We start from the raw sequence: 21,351 nt of genomic DNA, 5'->3' as shown, positions 1-21,351 counted from the left end.
GGGGGGACGATGACGATCGAAGCGACCGCACTCTACATCCATTGAGGTCCCGCACAATGCGGCAAGGTTCGCACTACCCCGCTGAAAATTCAGCAATATGATGAAATCTCAAGCGTAGTCTCCGCGCCAGTGGTCCGGGCCGGCCATCGCCTACCGGAGCGCCGTCGATCTTCACCACAGGCATGACGATATTCGTAGCCGAGGTCACAAATGCTTCCCGGGCGCTCAGGACTTCCCGCACGCTGAACGACCGTTCCTCGACGTTCAGACCTTCCGCTTTGGCAGCATCCATGACAGTCGCGCGCGTGACGCCCGGAAGGATCTGGCGATCGAGCGGATGGGTGACGAGCGTCCCGTCTGCCGTCACGATCCAGGCGTTGCTCGACGCGCCCTCCGTCACATGTCCTTGAGCATCGATGAACCAGGCTTCTTTCGCGCCCGTTCTACGGGCTTCATCCTTGGCGAGGACAGCTGGTAGCAGCATCACCGTCTTGATATCGCAGCGACCCCAGCGGTTGTCTGGAATCGTTTTAACCGCGATGCCGGTCTCGGCGAGTTCCGCTGCCCAACCCTTGCGTTGAGCCCGGGCCAGAACGACCAGCGTCGGCAAAGTTCCCAATGGCGGCAAAGCAAAATCCCTCGGCCCGGCGCCGCGGGTCACCTGTATATAGACGATGCCATCGCGGATGCGGTTGCGGCGGATCACCTGCGCAATCACCCGGAGCAGTGCGGCGTTGGACATCGGCGGCGGAATCGAAAGCTCATTCAGAGAGCGGTCGAGACGCGCGAGGTGCCGCGTGGCATCGACGAGGCGGCCGTCGAGAACATCAATGACTTCATAAATGGAGTCGGCAAATTGAAAGCCGCGATCCTCGGCGTGGACGGCGGCTTCCGTATAGCGCTTGTAGGCGCCGTTGACGTAGACGATGCGGGTCAAACGGATCGCTCCTAGGAGGCGGACCTGAGGTCGCCGCTGCGCTGTTCGGACGATACGCCCAGCGCCCTGAGCTTACGATGGAGCGCGGAGCGTTCCATGCCGACGAACTCCGCCGTTCGGGAAATATTCCCGCCGAAACGATTGATCTGGGCCAAGAGGTACTCGCGCTCGAAAATTTCCCGCGCCTCGCGAAGCGGAAGCGACATCAAGTGCTCGGCGCCGCCGTTGACGGGGAGCGGCACGTTCGAGCCGATTTCATCCGGCAGCATGTCGGCGGTGATTGCGGCATTGGCGTCCCCGCCCGCGAGGATCAAGAGGCGTTCAACGTTGTTTCGAAGCTCGCGGACGTTGCCCGGCCAGTCGTGAGCCTGCAGAACCGCGATCGCGTCCTCACCGATGCGGCGCGGCGCGAGGCCCGAGGTCTGCGCGACTTGCCCGATGAAGAACTGGATGAGTTCCGGGATGTCCTCGCGGCGTTCGGCAAGACTTGGCACGCGGAGCGTGACGACGTTCAAGCGGTGATAAAGATCTTCACGGAAACGGCCTTCGCGAATGTCCTGCTCTAGATCGCGCGAGGTCGACGAAATGATCCGAACGTCGACCGATACCTTCTGCGAGCCGCCAAGACGCAAGAACTTCTGCTCGACGAGGACGCGCAAGATCTTGCCCTGGGTCTCCATCGGCATGTCGGCGACTTCGTCGATGTAGAGCGTGCCGGTGTGTGACTCTTCTAGGGCGCCGACTTTGCGCGGGCCGCCGGTGCGATCTTCGGTGCCGAAGAGTTCGTCCTCGACGCGATCGGGAACCATCGCAGCCGCATTGAGCACGACAAACGGGCCGTCGGCACGAAGCGACTTCTGATGCAGGACGCGGGCTGCGAGTTCCTTGCCGGAACCGGAGGAGCCACGCAGCATGATGCGGCTGTTGGTCGGGCCAGCCTTGTCGATATTGTTTTTGAGCTGATTGATAGCCGGCGACTTGCCGATCATCTCCGCCGAAACGACGGAACGCTCTTTCAGCTCTTTCACCTCACGCTTCAACTGAGAAGCTTCGAGCGCGCGCAAGGCGACCAGCACGAGCCGGTCGGACTTGAAGGGCTTTTCGATATAATCGTAGGCGCCGCGCTTGATCGCCGTCACCGCCGTTTCGATATTGCCGTGCCCCGAGATGATGACGACGGGGAGATCCGGGTAGGTGCGTTTCATCACCGTCAGGACTTCGAGGCCGTCGAGACGGCTTCCCTGCAGCCAAATATCGAGGACGACGAGATGTGGCTTGCGGTCTTCGATGGCCCGCAGCGCTTCGTCACTATCTCGCGCGAGGCGTGTTCGATGACCCTCGTCCTGGAGAATGCCGGCGACCAGATCCCGGATATCGGCCTCGTCGTCGACGATCAAAATATCAGCTGACATTGCTGCGCTCCTGGGGGGTTAAGCGTTTCATATCATGCACCGCCGACTGCATGTGCTGCAGAGCGTAGGGGCTCGGCGGAAGAAGGTTCAGAGGTTATGGTCTTGAGAGGCAGAGTGAGACGGACCAGTGCGCCACGCGAGCGCGTGGCGGTCAAAGGTGCGTCCTCAAGTGAAAGCGCGCCGCCGTGCTGTTCGACGACCTTTTGCACGATTGCGAGACCGAGGCCAGTCCCCTTTGCGCGCGTCGTGACGTAGGGTTCGAGAAGCTTGGCGCGGTTTTGTTTCGGTAGCCCGATGCCGTTGTCGATGACCTCGATCGCCATCCGATCCGCATAGGGCACGAGCCGGACCTCGATCTCGCCCTTGTAGCCGGCCGGACGACCTTGCGGTTCCCCATAAGACTCGATGGCTTCGGCGCCGTTCTTGATCAGATTGGTGACTGCCTGCGAGATCAGCCGCAGATCGAAATGCGCCTTGGCGGGCCGGTCCGGAATCTCGAGCTTGAAATCGATGTCCTTATTGCTTTCGCGGAAGAGCACGGCCGGCTCTTGGACGGCAAGGCGCAAATCCTGGTCGGCCATGACCGGCTGCGGCATACGTGCGAACGAAGCAAATTCGTCGACCATGCTTTTGATCTGGCCGGTCTGACGCTCGATCGTTTGCGTCAGGGTCTCGAACAGTTCGCGGTTTTCGCCGATCTGCGATCCGAACTTCTTTCGCAAACGCTCGGCCGCAAGTTGTATCGGCGTCAGTGGGTTTTTTATTTCGTGGGCAATGCGCCGGGCAACGTCAGCCCACGCGCTCGTGCGCTGAGCCAGGACGAGTTCGGAAATATCATCGAACGTCACGACGGAGCCGACGTCGCCCTCGTCCCCTTCCCGCTCGTGCGTGATCCTGACGGCAAACGTCCGTTCTTCGTCGCCGAGCTGTTTTTTGATTTCGTGCTGGCCTTTGGTCTTGAAGCCGCTCTCATCGGGTGCTGCCAGCACGGCACCGAATTCGGGAACGACGTCGGTCAGATGCTTGCCGACGACGTCCGCGCTCTGACATCCAAGCAGTCCCTCGGCGGCACGGCTGAGGAGTGTGATCCGGTCGGCGCTGTCGAGGCCGATCACGCCGGCCGACACGCCGGAGAGAACGGCTTGGATAAAGTTGCGCCGCTCGGTCAACTGGGCGTTGGTGGTGACGAGCGCGTCCTGCTGACTCTTCAGTTCGCGCGTCATGAGGTTGAACGTTCGCGAGAGCCGTCGAAGGTCCCCCTCGCCGCGACGCTCGGGGAGTTCGATGCCGAGGTTGCCTCGCGACACTTCCTGCGCGCCGGCGATCAATCGGCGAATCGGCGCCACGAAGCGGCCCGCGAACCACATACCGACCCAGATGGCGGCGAGCAGCGACGTCAGCGAGATCATGAAGTAGATGAGGCCGTGCGCAACCTTGAGACCGCTTTTGGCCTGCCGCAGCCGCGAATACTCGTAGACGTTTTGCTCCGTGCTTTTCAGATGCTCGATGACTTTCGGGCTGACGCCGCGGGCGACGTAGAGATAGCGGCCGGGCATCGAGTCGATCTTGGCGATGGCGGATATGCGGTAATCGCTCGAAGGCCGCGATAGCGCGACTTGACCGGCTTCCGCTTGCTTGATGGCCGATGGCGGCGGCAGGACATACGGCAGCTTCGGGTCGTCGAGGGCCAGAACGGTCGGCACGCCTTCGGCATCGATGATGTAGGCCGACGTCAGATCGCGCAGACCGGCTTGGCCGATAAGAAATTTCTGGAAGGCGTCGGGATCGTTGTTGAGGCTTGCGGACTCGCCGTTGATATCGCGGACCATATTGACGATGTCGGTCCGGATGATCTGGCTGTGCTCGTCGACGTAGGCGCGCGCCACGTCATATGAGTTTTCGACGATCGCGCTCGTGCGGCCTGAGAACCAGCCGTCGAGCGAGCGTGAGAACGTCGTCGTCGCGGCGACTGCGAGAAGCACCGCTGGCAATGCAGCGATCAAACTGAAAAGCAAGACGATGCGCGTATGCAGTCGTGCGCCTGGAATTTTCTTTTTCCAAGCGCGGCGAAGGCCCCACGCCTGCCAGCCGATCGTGCCGAACATCGTGAGGATCAGGACTGCGTTCACCGCGAGCGCTGCCCAAACGTATTCGTTGCGAGGCGCGATATTCGTTAGACCCGTCAGGATCAAATAGCTGACGAGCGCGGACGTGAGCGAGAGAACGACGACGCCCAATCCGAACCAGAACGCGCGGTCCGAAGGGTTGAGCGATGTTGCGCCCTCTTCCATCAGGGCAGCCATAACCTCAGGATCGCTTGGCGCGATCGTGTCAGGTTTGCCATCGCTGTTGCTGGCGTTCATCAGTTTCCGACCAACTCAACTATCGCTCTGAATTCGTTTTCTAATTATCGATTAGCAGGCATCGGCGACGGCGCTTCCCAGCGGCACGGATCGGCCGCCGACGCACATGGAGCGGCGATCCCGCACCATGCCGGAAGAAACAACAACCTAACTGTGACATTTTCGCGACGGGTGTGGCGCAGTTCAAGCGCCAAATGTCTGACAGACCGCAGCCTGTGGATAACTCAGGGCGGTCCGGCCGGGGGCTTTAGCCCTCGACCGTGCGGAAAACCCGGATGTTGAGATCGCGAATACGGGCGCGGAGCGTGTTCCGATTCAGTCCCAGAAGCTCGGCGGCGCGGATCTGATTGCCCCGCGTCGCGGCCAGCGCGGCGCTTAACAACGGCTTCTCGACGTCGCGGATGACGCGGTCATAGAGACCCGGCGGCGGCAGATCGTTGCCGAACGACGAGAAATACCGAGCCAGAAAGCGCTCGACGGCTTCGCCAAGATCTCCGCTTTCGGCCGCGCCCCCGATGGGCGGCGCGATTGCCGAGCCGGCGAGTTCCTGTTCGACGATCTGAGCGGTCAGCGTGTCTTGCGTATAAAGCGCAACAAGCCGGCGGACGACGTTCTCAAGCTCGCGGACGTTGCCCGGCCACGGATGCGCCTTGAGGCGTTCGATGGCTGCACTCTCGATGGACTTCTGGCCGAGACCCTCACGCGAAGCTTGGCGGAGGAAGTGGCGCACGAGGTCGCCGACGTCTTCGAGACGTTCGCGCAGCGGTGGCAGGCGGATCGGCACGACATTCAGGCGGTAGAATAAATCTTCGCGGAAGAGGCCCTGCTGGATCTGCGTTTTCAGATCGCGATGGGTCGCGGCGATGATGCGGACATTCGTCTTGATCGGTGTGCGGCCGCCGACGGTTGTGTATTCGCCCTGCTGCAGCACGCGCAAAAGCCGCGTCTGGGCTTCGAGCGGCATGTCGCCGATTTCATCGAGAAATAGCGTGCCGCCTTCGGCCTGTTCGAAGCGGCCCGGCGTGCGCGTCTGGGCGCCGGTGAAGGCCCCCTTCTCGTGGCCGAAGAGTTCGCTTTCGATCAGTTCACGCGGGATCGCGGCCATATTGATCGCAACGAACGGGCCGTGACGGCGCTTCCCGTAATCGTGCAGCACGCGCGCGACGAGTTCCTTACCCGTGCCGCTCTCGCCGTTGATCATCACCGTCAGATCGCTCTGAGTGAGACGGGCGAGGACGCGGTAAATGTCTTGCATCGGTAGTGAACGGCCGATGAGCGGCAGTTCATCCGTCTCGCGCTCGGTCGTTGGCGCCTGGCGCTTGCGGCTCGGCTCGGAAAGAGCACGCGATACGACGGCGACCACTTCGTTCAAGTCGAAGGGCTTGGGAAGATATTCGAACGCGCCCTTTTCGGCCGCCGTGAGCGCTGTCATCAGCGTGTTCTGCGCGCTCATGACGATGATCGGAAGATCGGGGCGGAGCTTCTTCATGCGCGGAATGAGATCGAACGCGTTCTCGTCCGGCATGACGACGTCGGTTATCACGACATCGCCCTCGCCCTGGCTAACCCAGCGCCAAAGGGTCGCCGCGTTGCCGGTTGCACGGGGTGCAAAGCCCGCGCGCGCCAGCGCCTGGTTCAACACCGTGCGAATGGCGGTGTCGTCGTCGGCAATCAGTATGGTGCCTCTGGCCATCAAGTCTCTCTCGTCGTCGGCACGGCCGCGGGGCGTGTTCGCTGCATCGGGAGCAGCACGCGGAAGACCGTGCGTTTGGGTTCGCTTTCACATTCGATGATGCCGCCGTGATCGGCGATGATCTTCGCTACGAGGGCTAGGCCCAAGCCGCTGCCTGACGGTTTCGTCGTGACGAACGGATCGAAGAGGTGCGGCTTCATATGCTCCAGGATGCCGCTGCCGTTGTCCTCGATCTGGATCATCAACGGCAGGCTGACGCGGGTATCGGAGCCGGGAAGCGACAGCCGCACGCCGGGGCGAAATGCCGTCTGCATGATGATGCGGCCACCGTCGTGCTTTTCGCCGATAGCTTCAGCTGCGTTCTTCAGAAGATTGAGGAAGACCTGGACGAGCTTGTCGCGGTTACCGAGAACATGGGGGAGCGAGGGGTCATAATCCTCGACATAGCGCACGTTGCGGCCGAAGCCATGCTCGGCGATGCGGCGGACGTGGTTGAGGACGTCGTGGATGTTGACGGCGTCCTTCGTTATCGGCCGCTCGTCGCCGAATACTTCCATCCGATCGACGAGATTGCAGATGCGATCGGTCTCGGAGCAGATGAGCTGGGTCAAGGCGCGATCTTCGTCCGACAAGCCGGGCTCAAGCAACTGCGCAGCACCGCGAATACCGGACAGCGGATTCTTGATCTCGTGGGCCAGCACGCCCGCCATTCCGGAGACGGATCGCGCGGCGGCGCGATGCGTCAGCTGCCGCTCGATCATCTGCGCCATCGAGCGCTGCTGCAGCATGATGAACATGTTGCGCGGCTCTTCCGGCAGCGGCCCGCCGTAAACGTCGACAAGCTTGGCGCCGGAAAAACGCGGTGTCGCGACTTCGATGCCGTATTCGTTTACAGTTGCGCCTGTGGCCTGCACCTGCTCGACCAGACCGAGCAACGGGCAGCCGAAGGCAACGATGTCGGAGATGCGGCTCCGCGTCAGCGCCGCGGCGCCCATCGAGAAGAAGGACTCGGCGGCTGCGTTCGCAAATACGATCGAGTAATCGTTGGCGACAACGAGGATCGGGTGCGGAAGCGCGCTCAGAAGATCCTCGCAATCGACGATCGATCCCGGAGGGAGCGTCGCAGGTGCGCGTTCAGATTTGCGTATCGATACCGACTTGCTGCTCATGCCGCGAGAGACTCCGTACCAGAGTAGAAGGCTTTGAGTCCGTCGATCACGCGTTGCGGTTCCAGCATCACACAAAGCTTTCCCCGCCATGCCTTCACGATTGCGTCGCTAGCCCCACTCGACGCAAGATACCAACCGATGTGCTTGCGCGCGTTGCGCAGTCCTAAGTCTTTGCCGTAGTGCCCGAGCATCGTTTCGACGTGCTCGACGGCGATATCGCATTGCTCGGAGAGCGCCGGATCGCCCGGGTCACGGCCCGACGCCAGATACTTCGCGATCCGACCAGGCATCCAAGGCGCGCCGTAAGCGCCGCGTCCGATCATCACGCCTTTCGCTCCCGATGCTTCGAGGGCCGCGCGCGCATGAGCCGGTAAAAGAATGTCGCCGTTAACGAGTACGGGAAGCGACGTTGCGTCAACGACCGAGCGGACCGCCGTCCAATCGGCGGCTCCGGTGAAGAACTGGCATCGCGTGCGGCCATGGACCGTGATGAGCTTGACGCCTTCGGCCTCGGCGCGGCGTGCAAGTTCGGCGGCGTTACGGTTCTTGTCGTCCCATCCGAGCCGCATCTTCAAGGTCACGGGGACGCCGACCGCGTTGATGACGGAACGGAGAAGCGATTGCGCGTGATCGAGGTTGCGCATCAGCGCCGAGCCCGACAGCTTGCCCGTCACCTCGCGGGCGGGGCAGCCCATGTTGATATCAATGACGTTCGCGCCCTTGGCTTCGGCAATGCGCGCGCCTTCGGCCATCCAGTGCTCCTCGCGCCCCGCGAGTTGTATGACAAATGGTGTGAGGTCCCTGCCCTCGACCCGGCGCAGGACATCGCGGCGCGACTTCGCCAATTCCTCGCTGGCAACCATTTCGGAGACGACGAGCGTCGCGCCGAGGCGGTGAGCCAAGCGCCGGAAGGGTAAATCGCTTACTCCGGACATGGGCGCCAGCACTGCGGGCGGCGCGCCGTTTACGATGTTTTCCAGCATGCGGTCCTAATCGAATGGCGTAGCGTTTGCCCATTCGTTGAGCAGAAAGCGTTTCTGCCGTGAGTTTGTGCAGACTAGGCAAGGGGGAATGATTTCGCAAGGGCGAACAAGACATTTACAATTTGCCCATTTGACGCGGCCAGGCGTCTTCTGGCTATGAAATTGGCAACATCCGAGGTTTCCGGCACCGCGCGCGAACACGAGGGAGTTGCGGAATGGCCTCGTAGCAGGCAGGGAGTTGCAGCCATGAACTTGGGCACATCCGGATTAAGGGGAGAGCTATTTTGCGCATTGCCGCTCTGATCGTCGCGGCCGGACGGGGGACGCGCGCCGCGGCACAAGGCTCGGGTCCGAAGCAATACGCGGTTATCGGCGGGAAAACCGTTCTCGGCCGGGCGATCGGCGCGTTTGTAGGGCATTCCAAGATCGACGAGGTCAAGGTCGTCATTCATGCGGACGACGCGCAGTTGTATAGCGGCGTCGCGACCGAATTCGAGTCCGAGAAGCTTTCCGCGCCAGCAATCGGGGGTGCAACCCGGCAGGCATCCGTCTTGCGCGGCCTTGAGGCCCTCGCCTCCTCCGCGCCCGATATCGTTCTCATTCACGACGCGGCGCGCCCCTTCGTCTCCGATAAAACCATCGCGAGCGTCATTGCGGCGCTGGGCGAGCGACCTGGCGCTCTCGCCGCGCTGGCCGTTACCGACACGCTGAAGCGCGCGTCCGATGGCATCATCACGGAAACGATCGCCCGGGTGGGCCTCTGGCGGGCGCAAACCCCGCAAGGGTTTCACTTCGGGCCGATCCTGGCCGCGCACCGCAAAGCAGCGGACGCTGGCAATGATACATTCACAGACGACGCAGCAATTGCCGAATGGGCGGGCCTCGACGTAGCTATCGTCGAAGACTCGAGCGGCAACGTCAAAATCACGACGGCAGAGGATTTGGAAGTGGCGGATCAGCAATTAGCGCGCGCGATCGAACCGCGCGTCGGCACAGGCTTTGACGTTCATCGTTTCTGCGAGGGCGATCATGTCTGGCTCGGGGGGATCAAAATTCCCCATACGCACAAGCTCGAAGGCCATTCCGACGCCGATGTCGTCTTGCACGCGCTGACGGATGCCTTGCTCGGCGCGATCGGCGACGGCGATATCGGCCAGCATTTCCCGCCTTCCGATCAGAAGTGGAAAGGCGCCGCCTCGAAGCTTTTTCTGGAAGATGCCGTGCGGCGCGTGCGCGAACGCGGCGGACGTGTTGGCAATGTCGATATCACCGTTCTTGCCGAAGCGCCGCGTGTCGGCCCGCATCGTCCGGCGATGCAAGACCTGATTGGCGGCGTGCTCGGGATTTCGGCTGACCGGGTCGGCATCAAAGCTACGACGACCGAGCAGATGGGTTTTACCGGACGTCGCGAAGGCATCGCTGCCATGGCCACGGCGATGGTGTTTATTCCATCGGAGCAGACCTCAGCATGAGCGACGTGCCGCAGAACCCGGAGCCGGATATCGCGACGAACAGCGCGTTGCGGCTGACGGTTCGAAACGTGGCCGTGCTCAATCTCACCTACTTCGGAATAGAGTTTGCGGTGGCGCTCGCGATCGGCTCGGTCGCGCTCTTCGCCGACAGCGTCGATTTTCTCGAAGACGGTGCGATCAACCTGCTGATCCTGGCCGGGCTCGGGTTCTCTGTGGCCCGGCGGGCGAAACTTGGGATGCTTCTGGCCGTCATCATTCTGGTGCCGGGGGTGGCAACGCTCTGGACCGCATGGCAGAATTTTTCGAGCGGGCTGGTGCCAGGTGCCGTTGCGATTACCGTCACAGGCGCGGGCGCGCTGATCGTCAATTCCATCTGCGCGTGGCTTTTGGCGCCTTTCCGAGCCGCGGGCGGCAGTCTTACCAAAGCGGCGTTCCTGTCGGCCCGAAACGATGTCGCGGCGAATGTCGCGATCATAGCTGCGGGGCTATTGACCGGCGTGACGCAATCGCACTGGCCGGACCTGATCGTAGGCCTTGGTATTGCCGCGCTCAACGCCGGCGCGGCGCATGAAGTTTATGAAGCTGCTCGGGAAGAGCACGCGCAGTCGCGGGCCTGATATTTTAGCGAAGTACGGCAAAGCGTTGTTGCCGCGCGCGCTAACGCATCCCGGGAGCACGAGATGCTGCTTTGCAACGCCTTTCTCCATTGACCCTCAAGGCAGAATCGCGTCATCACACTTAGGCGTGGTTGTATTGCCACGATCCACTCGAGAGTGCCCATACGGGAGCCGATATGAACATCATGCCCCAAAACCTCGACCGTCAACATGTCGATGCGGCTATCAGCACAATCGCTGAGGCTCAAGCCGAGATGTGCTTGGCGACTCGTGTTCGTCAGCTCTCGCGTATCGTCACGAGGGTGTACGATGATGCCTTGCGCCCACTCGGCATCACCGCAAGCCAATATACGCTACTTGCCCAGCTAGCGTCTCGCGACGGCATCACGGCCGTCGAGATTGGTCACGAGCTTGACATCGAGAAGTCGACACTGTCCCGCAACTTGAAACGCCTGTTGGGACTTGGCCACATCGTTATGGATCCGCCCGCCGGTCGGCGGGGACGCGGCTTGCACCTTACGCCCAAAGGTCAAGCTGTGCTGAAGGATGCCTATCCGATCTGGCAGGAAGCCCAAAAACGCGCTGTTGGTGCCATGGGCACTGAGAGCCGGTCCGTTCTCGACAATCTACTTTCACACGCTGAAGTCCTGGCCGCGGCCTGATCAGCTAGGTCGTTTGCACCTTCTCCTCTCTCTAGATAGCCTTATCGGGGAGTGCTTCATCAGAAGCGCTCCCCATTTTCATTTTGGCATCAGCGACGAGGCCTTCCATTGTTCCCCATCGACGTTCTCGACATCTCCAAACGGCTTATCGACGCCCTGCGGGCTCAGAACAGGAAGCTCACCACAGCCGAAAGCTGCACCGGCGGCTTGGTCGCGGCGGCGATAACGGCTGTTCCGGGATCTTCAGACGTCTTTTCCGGCGGCTTCGTTACCTATTCGAATGAAGCGAAAGCACAGATGATCGGCGTCGATCCCGGTCTCATCGCCCACCACGGCGCGGTTAGCGAAGCGGTTGCGCACGCGATGGCGGAAGGCGCCCTCCGCGCGACGGGCGCCGATCTGGCGGTTTCCGTCACGGGCATCGCCGGTCCTGGCGGAGGAAGCGCGCACAAGCCGGTCGGGCTGGTTTACATCGCCGCCGCATCAGTATTTGATGCTCCACGCGTGGAACGGCATATGTTCGGCGATGCTGGCCGCGATGACGTGCGCTTGGCCAGCCTCAGGGCGGCTTTGAGACTGCTCGAAGAGGCGGCCACATGAGCGGATGTCGGAGCCTAGCGCTCAACCTGTCAGGGTTCGCCAAAGTCGCGCTCGGCGCGTTGCTCTGCGTCACGCCGCTCCCGTCGTTGCTCTTTGCATCATCGGCTGGAGCCGCCGATCTCTCCGCGCGCGACGTCTCAATTCTTTTGTTCCGCGCCGCGCCTGGAAGCCACCCCTCGCTCAACAGCCGGAATTTGATGCGGCTCGATCTTGCGGGTCTCGACTTCAAGAAAGCCGACCTCCGACAGGCCAATCTTTTCGGCTCGGACCTTACCGGCGCCGATCTCTCGGGGACGGATCTGACCGGGGCTAGTCTCGATCGCGTGACGCTGATCGGGGCGCGGCTCGACGGCGCAACGCTCGATAGCGCGACGATGATGAGGCCGTCGACCACGTCTGCCCTCACGCCGGTCCCACATGAAGCTCCGAGCCTCAAAGGCGCGTCATTGAAAGGAGTGAAATTCTTCGGCGATTTCTCCGGCTCGGATTTTTCCGGCGCCGATCTGACGGACTCGGTCTGCGCGCCGACCAACAAATCGGGCTTCATCGAACATCTTTGGCGGACGTCCTTCACCGGCGCCAACCTGTCGGGTGCGATCCTGACGCGCGCCAACATGGAGCGGGCACAATTGAGCTTTGCCGTGCTGAAGGGCGCCGTCATGCGCGCGACCAACCTACAGGAAGCCGACCTTTCCGGCGCCGATCTCAGCGGCGCGGATCTGACCGGAGCCGACCTGACCGGGGCCGACCTGACGGATGCCAACGTTAGCGGCGCGGATCTCTCCGGCGCACGTCTTCACGACGCAAAGGGGCTTGAAACCCTCAAGAGTCTTTCGCTCGCTCGAAACTCGGATAAAATTATCCGCTAGGGGCCGTTACGGAGCGGGCGTTGCCATAGATCGTCGCGGCGCGCTCTTCGAAGGCCTGGCTGAAGCGGCGGAATGCCTGGTCGAACATCGAGCCCATCAGCACGCCGAGCAGTTTCGAACGGAATTCGTAGTCGATGAAGAAATCGACGGTCGAGCCCGAGGCGTCATCGATGAAACGCCAACGATTGTCGAGACGCTTGAAGGGGCCGTCGAGATAGCTGACGTCGATGCGACGCTCCGCCGGATCGGTGACGATGCGGGTCGTGAAATTTTCGGCAATCGATTTGTAGCCGACGCTCATGCGAGCGGTCACGTCTTCTCCCTCTCCTTGGCGGCGGCGAGACAGAACGATCAAGCCGGTGCAAAGCGGCAGAAATTCCGGATATTTCTCGATGTCGGCGACGAGCGCATACATTTGCGCGGCCGAAAAGGAAACGTGGCGCTGGGAGGAAAAAGACGGCATGGCGCCGGTCTTATGGCACAGGGCGGGCCTGGGTGAAAAGCATATGACGGCATTTCTGCACCGCCTTTGCGGCGGCAAGAATCGCGTCTTGCGAAGGATCGCTTACGCGATCAGCCGGGCCAGGACGACGACGACGATGGCGCCAATCGCGGCTGTCACGATCTGGGTGACGAGCGCGTTGCCGATCCCGAGATTGATCCCAAGTGCCCGGAACAGATAACCGCCGACAAATGCGCCGATGATACCGGTGATCAGATAGCGAATGATCCCATCACCGCCGACGACCAACGACGCCAGAAAGCCGGCGACGATGCCGATCAAGGCGAAAACGATCAAATCGCGGGTTTGACTGTCCATCGTGATCTCCGTCGCAGGTCGTTTTCCGGGAATTCGGAAGCCGAAACGATGTACCTCGGCCTACCGAAAGGCGATCTAGACGTGGCAGCGCGCGCCCAAATATTGATTGAGCAGGTCGTTGTACTTGTCAACGTCGGACCGCTGCCCAGCGTTGAGCTTGCCGCCATTGCTCGCGCGCTCGACCTGCGCCGGCACGCCCTTCGAATCGAGACGATTGAGTTCGCTACGGATCGAGCCGCATGATTCGCCGGGAGGAAGCGGCCTTGCCCCCGGATCTCCCCCGCTGCCCCCGGCCGCGCCGCCGCAACCTTGGAGCGCGCCCGTGAGGACGGTCACAAGAACAACCGCTAAACAACCCCGCATCATCCGTCCCGCTTGCTTGAAATCATACGTGAACCCAACGAGGGTTCGCCTCTTAGTCGGAAAGACCACACGCCGGCAGCCTTCGCAATCCCCCGTGGCGTTCCTGTGGCGGCGCAACAGCACTCACCGTTATGAAAACGCTCGTGCTCTCGCGCCTTTCTGCGGGAACGCCGCAGTACCTGATGCCTGACCCGACGAATAATTCCGCCTATTTAATTCGCAGCTGCGGGCGCCTTCGTCTGCTGGGACGCAACTTGGTTCGGAACGACCGGACCACAGCGCGTCTGGAATTGAGCGTAAGCCTTGTTCAACTCGGCCTGCTTCTGCAGAGCAGTCCGCTTGATGGAGACCTTGCTGGTTTTTCCTTCGGCGGCCTGTTCGAGCTTATCGATGGTACCGTCGGCCTTGAGCGAATTGATCTGGCTCGCGAGCGAAGTACAGACTGGGTCCGTCTTCGCGACCGTCTGTTGCGGCGATATGGACGCCGTCGACAGATCGAAGCCCGAATTCGCGCAACCACACACCAGAGCCGTCGCGACGACGACTAAACCGACCTTGGCAAAAGAAACCGTTGTCATCGACCATCCCCCTGAGTTGCTCGTCCGCAACTCAACGCGCACACATCGTGTGGTTTAGCGATTGGGAAGCCGGCAGCGCAAGCTGGCGAAGTTCAGTCGTCCCCTGCCGATATTCGAGCAAAGGTCCGAAGATGTGGACATCGGCCATGTGACGCAAAGCAGCCACAGCCACGGGGCGCACCGTCTCCGTGATAGCGACGTATGCTCGCTAGTGGACGCGCTTGCGCACTTTTCCATAGGTCGCGAGTTCGCTCGCCGGGAATGAGGCGTCGAAGCCTTTGCGGAGGGCGTCCATCGAATGCTGCTCGCCAAGCTCACCATTCAGAGACGCCGCATGAGCGATGTGATGGCCGATCTGAGCGAGAACGCGGCCCCACTCCTCCAGTTGCGGCCCGAAGGCTTCACCGTTGAGTGTTACTGCTAAGGCACCGTCGGCGACCCAGGCCCTGATGAGTTCGACGGCCTGCTCGGCTTCCGGGACACCGTCCGGAACGTCCAATTCAAGGAGGGGCTCTGAATCGTGAAAGTCGGACATCGTCGACGGACTCCCTGAATTACGAACGCGCCAGTCCGTTGCCGCGACGCGCATCCTGGCTTGATTGGCGCCTCTTGCGCACGGCCGTTGGCCATCATGCGCGCCATCGCGATCTGTTTGTAGGTAGTAATGAACTACGGTCTTTATCGGGCGACAACTATTTTGTCGTCAGGGCGAACATAGCCGAGGACGTCGCGCGCGGTTTCTTCGACGATGTCGGCATTCGGCATTTCCGGCGACAGCAACGCCACGTCATGGCGGAGCTTCGAACGCACGTTCTCCAGGCCCTTGATCTCGAAATCGAGGAGAGCCGAGCGATCCTGAAGTTCGCTCCGCGCCTCGAGGCCGTGCCGACCATAACGGATGTGATAGCTGAAGTAAGCCGTCAGGCTCAGGCAGGCCAGTGTAATGGAGAGCTGCTTGAGAAGCCAAACGGCTCCGCGTCGACGGTCGGGGCTGCTCGCGTAATGCACGCGCTTCGATCCCTGCAAGAAAAGGCGATCAAGGCTTATAGAAGCAACGCGATTAAGGGGGGGTAAACCAAGGAGGCCGGGGACTCGTCGACGAGACCGATCGGACCAGCCAAAGAACGGCGGTCGTGCTCACCTAGAAGCGGTGCTTTACCGTGCCGTGAATCATCAGATCCCGCTGCTCGTCGGTATCCTGAGAATTGGGGAAGTCGGGCGTCGTCTTGCTGTTGTCGTCTTCCACGGCGCCATAGAGAAGGTCGAGGCCGAAATCCATTTTTGGCAAAGTTCCGATTTTGCCGAGGCCCGGGATGCGGATTTCGGTGCCGGTCTCGCTCTTGGAAGGAAGCGCTTCCTCCTGCTCTTGAGCTTTCGGAGCATCAGGCACAGCAATGCCACCGGGGATTGCACCCCGCTGTTCTTCCATGGCAATTACATCGGTGCCGCGCATAACAGCCAACGCCGCCAGCGCGATCAGCACCAGTCCTAACCGTCTCACAAATACCCCGCCATGCTTCGGAAGCACGCACATAAGCTAGTGTTGCGCGGTAGATAGCAGAAACTCAATGGTAATATCCCAGGGTTGTTGAGCTTCCCATCGTTTCTCGGCGGCCCTGTTGTAAGGTCGCCATATCGCCCATTCGACACAGGGCCAATGGAAATTCCCCCGGGGAATGTAAATATTCGAAGCGAGAACAAAAAGGGGCCGCCCAAAGGCGGCCCCAAGATCTGTCGCAAACGGGAGTAAGCGATCAGAATCTCATCAGTGCGCCGACGATGACCGAGTCGAATGCGTCGAGTTCGACGTTCGTGGTCTGGTTCGAGATGTTGCCCTCGCCGTGGCGATACATGACATAGAGGTCCATTGCAGCCGGCTCGATGTTCTGGATCACGCCAGCGCCGACGAAGTTGAGACTGGTGTCCTGAAGGTTTGTACCACCGAACGACTGCGTGAGCTTGCTGCCGCCGTCATCATGACGATATTCGCCGAATATTGTCGTTTTGCCGAGCGGCATCCACTTCTGTTCGATACCACCTTGGACGAAGTACATGCTGCTCGTCTCTTTGGCGCCGGGATCTACATCACGGATATGATCGTCTGTATTCTGAGCGTAACCGCCGTACACGTACAAGCCGGTCGGAACGTGCATAATCGTGGCGGCAGTGCCGAACAGTTCGCAATGGGTTCCGGCAACACTCGCGGGCGGCGGAGAGGCAGATGACTTATCTGCGCAGCCGATGGCTTCGTCAGAGTTCTCACCATAGCCGGCCTTACCGAGGATGTTGAAGTCACCCCAAGTATTTTTGTAGGTCAGCGACATGCCCCAGTCGTCGTCTTCACCCCACGAAGCCGTCAGCGTGAATCCAGCGATCGTCGGCGAGTCGTAACGGATGATGTTGCGGCGGCCATCCTGGCCGACGGTTCCATTGTCTACGCCCTGCAGGATGTTGTTCCATCCCAGAGAGCCGACAGCAGCGCCGTTGCTGCGAAGCTTGAAAGCGCCCTGATACACAGCAGCAGCCTGCGCGTCCGAGAAGTTACGCGTATTGGCGCCATCGGCATCGTCGAGCACGTGGTACAATGCCGTGCCTTCGAGGCCGACCGTGACCTTACCGAGGTCTTTGCTCTTCAACCACCAGTTGCTCTTACGAACGTTGAGCGTGTTGGAGTTCGTTCCGTCAGGAGCGGCCTGGGTGAACTGGTTCGACGGTGCGCCCTGAACGCCAATTTCGAGAGTGTAGCCTGCCGAGTAGCCTGGAGCGATCTGTGCTTCACCGACGAAGCGAACGCGCGACTGCTCAAGCGAGTTGGTGCCGACGTAGGAGTTACGCTCCGTGCCGTCGTCCCACATCATAACTTGTTCGTTGACCCAACCCGAAACCGTGAGTGAAACCTTACGGTTGCCCTTACGGGCGGTCGTGGCTTCAAGCTCGGCTACGCGTTCTTCGAGATCAGCGCAGCAATCGCCGCCCAGATCGGCCGCCGCAGCGGGAGTAACGCCAGCTGCTGCAAGACCAAACGCTGCCAGCAACGCCAGACGGCTGGTTGATAATTTGAATACCGATTTCATCGGTGCCCCTCTATTTCTACAGACCCCAGATAACGTTCGGCACGTAATCCCCTAGCGTGCCGGGCGTTTTCGCCGTTATGCCCTCAAAGCGTCTTAGCGATGTGGACAACTTAAGTATCTGCTAACCACGCCAATTTAACAGATGCGTGACAGCCAGCCGTCATATTCGTTGCGAATGGGCCACAGGGGTCCCTTTCGGTCATTTCTGTGCTTCAATAACCACACTTAATGGACCTAAGGCATGGCTGAACAAGACATTTTTGACATTTCTGTCGTCGGCGCCGGACCTGCCGGGCTGATTGCAGGAGCCGCGTGCGCACAGTCCGGCCTCCGTACGGTGATCATCGGGCCACCATCGAATCGCGACGACCGGCGGACCTCGGCGCTCTTTGGCGGCTCGATTGAACTCTTGAAAAGATTGGACATTTTGGAGCGCCTCGGTGGGCTCTCGGAGCCGATCACCGGAATTCGAATTGTAGATGGGAGTGCCAGCCTGCTGCGCGCCCCGGAGGTGCTGTTCGAGGCCCGCGAGGCTGGGTTCGAGGCGTTCGGCTACAACATCCCGAACGCCGCCCTGACGGAGGCCCTGGAGGGCGCCAGCGGTCGATTGCTGACGCGCGTCCCCTCCGGTGTCACCGAGGTCAAGATCGGCTCGCGTGACGTTACGCTCACCTCCGACTCCGGTGAGAAACTAGCCTCCCGATTGGTTGTAGCTGCCGATGGACGCTCCTCGGCCACCCGCGCCGCCGCTGGCATCGAGGTGTCGAACTGGACTTATCCGCAATCTGCGATTGTGGCGATGTTCCATCATCAACGTGACCACCATGGCATCTCCACCGAGTTGCATCGCTCTGCTGGGCCGTTGACCGTCGTGCCGGGCCCTGGGAAGACGTCGAACCTGGTCTGGATCGATACGCACGAAGAGGTCGCCCGCCTGCTGGCTCTCGACGATCAGGCGTTCTGCGGCGAACTGAGTACCGCGCTGAAGGGCCTGCTCGGCGCCCTTTCGGACTTCACTCCCCGGCAATCGTTCCGCCTTTCCGGCCAGACCGCCCGATCGCTCGCAAAAAGCAGGGTCGTCCTCGTTGGGGAAGCGGCTCATGTCATTCCGCCGATCGGCGCGCAAGGACTCAACCTCAGCTGCCGCGATGCGGCGGCGTTAGCGGACATTGCGGGAGAGGCGAAACGCAGCGGCGTAGATATCGGGGGCGAGGCAACATTGAAGCGCTACGAGAACGCCAGACAGGCTGATGTCGGATCGCGCGTGTTCGCGGTCGATCTTCTGAACCGGTCCCTGCTGAGCAATATACCCGGCGTGAGCATCGCACGCGGCTTTGGGCTTTTTGCGCTCGCGTCGAGCCCAGCGCTCAGGGCACGGGTTATGCGGGAGGGGGTCATGCCGACCACGTCGCATCATCAGCCTTCGACGTCACCGCTCGCGCAAGACGTGGACATATGACCGCCGAGGCTTGACGGCGCGCCCGGGGGAAGGGCATTTCGCTCCGGCATTCATCATCGTGATAAGGAAACAGGGCGCTGTCCTCGACAGAAGTTTCGCGACTGCGGGATCTGCAGTTCAGGCTAGAGTACATCGTCCTGCGCGCCATCGTCGGCATCGTCCGGGCTGTGCCGCTCGATACCGCCACGCATATATCGGCATGGTGTTGGCGTCGGCTTGCGCCGGTCATCAATCCGAAGCGGCACGAGCGCGCGCTGGAAAATCTGAAAATAGCTTTCCCCGAAAAAACGGACAGCGAGCGGTTGACGATCGCGCTGCAGCATTGGGAAAACCTGGGCCGCGTGATGGCCGAGACGATGCGGGTCGATCAGATCATCGCCGAACCGTCGCGTCTCACCATCAGGAACCCGGAAGTCTTCAACCGTTATTCCAGCAAGCTCGGGCCGATCGTCGGCGCGTCGCTGCACATGGGCAACTGGGAGCTGGCGATCTGGCCGCTGACGCTCTCGGGCGCCAATCCCGCGTGCGTCTATCGCTCCGTGAACAATCCCTACATCGACCGATATATTCGCTATCAGCGGCGCGATCTCTATCCGGGCGGCCTTTTCGGGCGCGGCAAGGTCGAGGGCGATCACGGGGAAAGCCAGAAGACGGCGCGCGTCATCATGGATTACGTCCGCAACGGCGGCCGCCTCGGCGTCGTTTGCGATCTCTGGGACAGGACAGGCTTGCCTGTTCCGTTCTTCGGACAAGACGCGCGAACCGTCACGATCCCGGCGATGATCGCGCGCCGCGTCGGCGCCCGGATCTGGATGTCACGCTGCATGCGCGTCGGTAACGACAGCCGGTTCGAGATTGAACTCAAGGAGCTTCGCATCCCGCGCACGTCCAATCCCGGCGACGATGTCAAATGGGCGACGGCGGAGATGACCCGGCAATTCGAAGACTGGGTGCGAGAAATGCCCGGACAATGGATGTGGTCAAACCGGCGCTGGAAGTAGCGCCACGGCGCTGGGCTGCTGGAAAATTCGGAACTTAGAGACGGGCGGCTGCGTTTTTCGAGGCTGAAGCCTCAACGGAGCGCGGAATGAGCGATGCCCTTACGCCTCTACGGCTGTTTATCGTTTCCTTGGGCCTTTTGCTGCCGACGCTGGCGTTGATCCCGCTCGGTAGTCTTTGGCTTTGGCAACACGGCTATCTCATCCATTGGGCGTTGGGAACGCTCGCCTGCACGGCTCTGGCATTCGTGTTCGAGCGGCAAACTCTCGGCCGCCCTGCTGGTCCCGCGGCGACAGGCGACGTGGCGTCGGTGACGGTCGTGCCACCAACGGATTCAAGCGATGCGCAGACCGACGCAGACCCGGCGCGGGAGGAGGCGCGAGATGCGGTTGAGGTGTTCGGCAACGACTCCGATTCCCGAACCATTTCGAACTGGAACGATCTTCTGAACACGGGTCTTGAGACCGTCGAGATCGTGGCCAAGGTTTATCATCCCGAGGACAAAGATCCGATGCTGCACTTCACCGTGCCGGAAGCGTTGACGCTCGTAGAGCAGGTCAGCGCACGGTTGCGTCCGGTGTTCGAAGGCACCATCCCGCTCGGAAGCCGACTGACGGTCGCTCAATTCGCGCAGGTTTACCGATGGCGCGGCGTCTACGATGTTGCCGGACGCGCGTGGTCGGTCTGGCGTGTCGCACGCATGATGAATCCGGCGACCGCCGCCACCTACGAAATGCGCGAGCGTCTGTCGAAATCTCTCTTTCAATGGTTGAAGGGAACGATCTCGGGACGGTTGACACGGGCGTACATTCACGAGGTCGGCGCAGCGGCTATCGATCTCTATAGCGGCGAATTGCGGAAGACTGCGGCGGCGCGCAAGGCTCAGTCCTGATCGAATTCGCGTGTCGGTAGCGCACAAAAAATCCGCCGAAGGATCGTCATGCAATGACAATCTTTCGGCGGATTAAAATTTTGCGAACGTCGCAGAGAATTCACAGCGACGTTCGCGCGGTCGTTATGATTTCCAAAGTGCGCCGATGACGAAGCCGACGGCTGCCGCCGCCAGCAATGTGGTGATCGGCTGATCCTTTACCGACTTGTCGATAGCGCCCTTGACGTTGCCGGCAACCTCGCCGACCTGCTGTTTTGCCTGACCGGCGATGTCCTGAGCGCGGTCGGTAGCATCGTCAAATGCCTGCTTGGCCTTGCTCTTGAGGTCTTCGACGGAACCGGATCCGTACTGCGATGCGGATGATGTAGCCATGGGGGTACTCCGTTTGT

At 61.1% G+C, this 21,351-nt stretch carries 23 protein-coding genes; 8 read left to right on the top strand and 15 right to left on the bottom strand.

All coding sequences use genetic code 11. The features are described 5' to 3' along the window. Nucleotides 1-73 precede the first annotated feature (73 nt). From WC811_RS17450 to dusB, 6 genes are all read right to left on the bottom strand, one after another. Complete coding sequence (locus tag WC811_RS17450; RefSeq protein WP_372646608.1) at nucleotides 74-937, bottom strand: D-amino-acid transaminase; 864 nt, start codon at nucleotides 935-937, stop codon at nucleotides 74-76. Nucleotides 938-948: 11 nt separating this feature from the next. Further along, complete coding sequence (locus WC811_RS17445; protein WP_372646607.1) at nucleotides 949-2,349, bottom strand: sigma-54-dependent transcriptional regulator; 1,401 nt, start codon at nucleotides 2,347-2,349, stop codon at nucleotides 949-951. A gap of 32 nt (nucleotides 2,350-2,381) precedes the next feature. Beyond that, nucleotides 2,382-4,712 carry an ATP-binding protein gene (locus tag WC811_RS17440; protein WP_372646606.1) on the bottom strand — a complete coding sequence of 777 codons (2,331 nt, stop codon included), beginning with the start codon at nucleotides 4,710-4,712 and terminating at the stop codon, nucleotides 2,382-2,384. Between the two features lie 247 nt (nucleotides 4,713-4,959). Continuing rightward, entirely contained in the window at nucleotides 4,960-6,405 is a 1,446-nt protein-coding gene (gene ntrC / locus WC811_RS17435; RefSeq protein WP_372646605.1) for a nitrogen regulation protein NR(I), read from the bottom strand. After that, complete coding sequence (locus WC811_RS17430; protein WP_372646604.1) at nucleotides 6,405-7,574, bottom strand: nitrogen regulation protein NR(II); 1,170 nt, start codon at nucleotides 7,572-7,574, stop codon at nucleotides 6,405-6,407. Before WC811_RS17430 ends, ntrC begins: the two co-directional genes overlap by 1 nt. Continuing rightward, the gene (gene dusB, locus WC811_RS17425) at nucleotides 7,571-8,557 is read right to left on the bottom strand and encodes a tRNA dihydrouridine synthase DusB (RefSeq protein WP_372646603.1); all 987 of its coding nucleotides are present in this window, start codon (nucleotides 8,555-8,557) and stop codon (nucleotides 7,571-7,573) included. The genes WC811_RS17430 and dusB overlap by 4 nt, the downstream gene beginning before the upstream one ends. Before the next feature lie 284 nt (nucleotides 8,558-8,841). Between dusB and WC811_RS17420 the strand changes: the two genes are divergently transcribed. The 5 genes from WC811_RS17420 to WC811_RS17400 all read left to right on the top strand — a co-directional run bounded on the left by WC811_RS17420 (nucleotide 8,842) and on the right by WC811_RS17400 (nucleotide 12,777). After that, on the top strand, nucleotides 8,842-10,029 hold the full coding sequence (locus WC811_RS17420; RefSeq protein WP_372646602.1) for a bifunctional 2-C-methyl-D-erythritol 4-phosphate cytidylyltransferase/2-C-methyl-D-erythritol 2,4-cyclodiphosphate synthase: 1,188 nt from the start codon (nucleotides 8,842-8,844) through the stop codon (nucleotides 10,027-10,029). Next, a complete protein-coding gene (locus tag WC811_RS17415; protein WP_372646601.1) occupies nucleotides 10,026-10,646 on the top strand; it encodes a cation transporter in 621 nt (206 codons plus the stop codon). Before WC811_RS17420 ends, WC811_RS17415 begins: the two co-directional genes overlap by 4 nt. Before the next feature lie 176 nt (nucleotides 10,647-10,822). Further along, a complete protein-coding gene (locus WC811_RS17410; protein WP_372646600.1) occupies nucleotides 10,823-11,308 on the top strand; it encodes a MarR family winged helix-turn-helix transcriptional regulator in 486 nt (161 codons plus the stop codon). Nucleotides 11,309-11,416: 108 nt separating this feature from the next. After that, complete coding sequence (locus WC811_RS17405) at nucleotides 11,417-11,908, top strand: CinA family protein (RefSeq protein ID WP_372646599.1); 492 nt, start codon at nucleotides 11,417-11,419, stop codon at nucleotides 11,906-11,908. Next, on the top strand, nucleotides 11,905-12,777 hold the full coding sequence (locus WC811_RS17400) for a pentapeptide repeat-containing protein (RefSeq protein WP_372646598.1): 873 nt from the start codon (nucleotides 11,905-11,907) through the stop codon (nucleotides 12,775-12,777). The genes WC811_RS17405 and WC811_RS17400 overlap by 4 nt, the downstream gene beginning before the upstream one ends. Here WC811_RS17400 and WC811_RS17395 read toward each other — a convergent pair. The 8 genes from WC811_RS17395 to WC811_RS17360 all read right to left on the bottom strand — a co-directional run bounded on the left by WC811_RS17395 (nucleotide 12,767) and on the right by WC811_RS17360 (nucleotide 17,612). Then, nucleotides 12,767-13,240, bottom strand: a complete 474-nt coding sequence (locus tag WC811_RS17395) for a type II toxin-antitoxin system RatA family toxin (RefSeq protein WP_372646596.1) — start codon at nucleotides 13,238-13,240, stop codon at nucleotides 12,767-12,769. The genes WC811_RS17400 and WC811_RS17395 overlap by 11 nt on opposite strands. 102 nt (nucleotides 13,241-13,342) lie before the next feature. Next, nucleotides 13,343-13,597, bottom strand: coding sequence for a GlsB/YeaQ/YmgE family stress response membrane protein (locus WC811_RS17390; protein ID WP_372646594.1), 255 nt, complete (start codon nucleotides 13,595-13,597; stop codon nucleotides 13,343-13,345). 75 nt (nucleotides 13,598-13,672) lie between these two features. After that, on the bottom strand, nucleotides 13,673-13,933 hold the full coding sequence (locus WC811_RS17385; RefSeq protein WP_372646593.1) for a hypothetical protein: 261 nt from the start codon (nucleotides 13,931-13,933) through the stop codon (nucleotides 13,673-13,675). A gap of 239 nt (nucleotides 13,934-14,172) precedes the next feature. After that, complete coding sequence (locus WC811_RS17380) at nucleotides 14,173-14,538, bottom strand: hypothetical protein (RefSeq protein ID WP_372646592.1); 366 nt, start codon at nucleotides 14,536-14,538, stop codon at nucleotides 14,173-14,175. A 208-nt stretch (nucleotides 14,539-14,746) separates the two neighbouring features. Continuing rightward, nucleotides 14,747-15,073 (bottom strand): DUF5076 domain-containing protein, encoded by a 327-nt coding sequence (locus WC811_RS17375; RefSeq protein WP_372646590.1) that lies wholly within the window; start codon nucleotides 15,071-15,073, stop codon nucleotides 14,747-14,749. 143 nt (nucleotides 15,074-15,216) lie between these two features. After that, nucleotides 15,217-15,546, bottom strand: coding sequence for a septum formation initiator family protein (locus WC811_RS17370; protein WP_372646588.1), 330 nt, complete (start codon nucleotides 15,544-15,546; stop codon nucleotides 15,217-15,219). A 133-nt stretch (nucleotides 15,547-15,679) separates the two neighbouring features. Next, nucleotides 15,680-16,021 (bottom strand): hypothetical protein, encoded by a 342-nt coding sequence (locus tag WC811_RS17365; protein ID WP_372646587.1) that lies wholly within the window; start codon nucleotides 16,019-16,021, stop codon nucleotides 15,680-15,682. Nucleotides 16,022-16,292: 271 nt separating this feature from the next. Continuing rightward, on the bottom strand, nucleotides 16,293-17,612 hold the full coding sequence (locus tag WC811_RS17360) for a porin (RefSeq protein ID WP_372646586.1): 1,320 nt from the start codon (nucleotides 17,610-17,612) through the stop codon (nucleotides 16,293-16,295). A 241-nt stretch (nucleotides 17,613-17,853) separates the two neighbouring features. Between WC811_RS17360 and WC811_RS17355 the strand changes: the two genes are divergently transcribed. The 3 genes from WC811_RS17355 to WC811_RS17345 all read left to right on the top strand — a co-directional run bounded on the left by WC811_RS17355 (nucleotide 17,854) and on the right by WC811_RS17345 (nucleotide 20,962). Further along, on the top strand, nucleotides 17,854-19,071 hold the full coding sequence (locus WC811_RS17355; protein ID WP_372646585.1) for an FAD-dependent monooxygenase: 1,218 nt from the start codon (nucleotides 17,854-17,856) through the stop codon (nucleotides 19,069-19,071). Nucleotides 19,072-19,238: 167 nt separating this feature from the next. Next, nucleotides 19,239-20,072 carry a lysophospholipid acyltransferase family protein gene (locus WC811_RS17350; protein WP_372646584.1) on the top strand — a complete coding sequence of 278 codons (834 nt, stop codon included), beginning with the start codon at nucleotides 19,239-19,241 and terminating at the stop codon, nucleotides 20,070-20,072. A gap of 86 nt (nucleotides 20,073-20,158) precedes the next feature. Further along, entirely contained in the window at nucleotides 20,159-20,962 is an 804-nt protein-coding gene (locus WC811_RS17345; protein ID WP_372646582.1) for a GTP-binding protein HSR1, read from the top strand. A 123-nt stretch (nucleotides 20,963-21,085) separates the two neighbouring features. Here the strand turns inward: WC811_RS17345 and WC811_RS17340 are convergent, their stop codons facing one another. Further along, nucleotides 21,086-21,334: a YqjD family protein gene (locus tag WC811_RS17340; protein ID WP_372646580.1), complete on the bottom strand. Its 249-nt coding sequence runs from the start codon at nucleotides 21,332-21,334 to the stop codon at nucleotides 21,086-21,088. Nucleotides 21,335-21,351: the final 17 nt, after the last annotated feature.

This window comes from Hyphomicrobium sp., from assembly GCF_041659645.1.
Lineage (GTDB): Bacteria > Pseudomonadota > Alphaproteobacteria > Rhizobiales > Hyphomicrobiaceae > Hyphomicrobium_B.
Note: the sequence above shows the minus strand (reverse complement) of the source record. Positions and strands in the feature narration are given on the sequence as shown.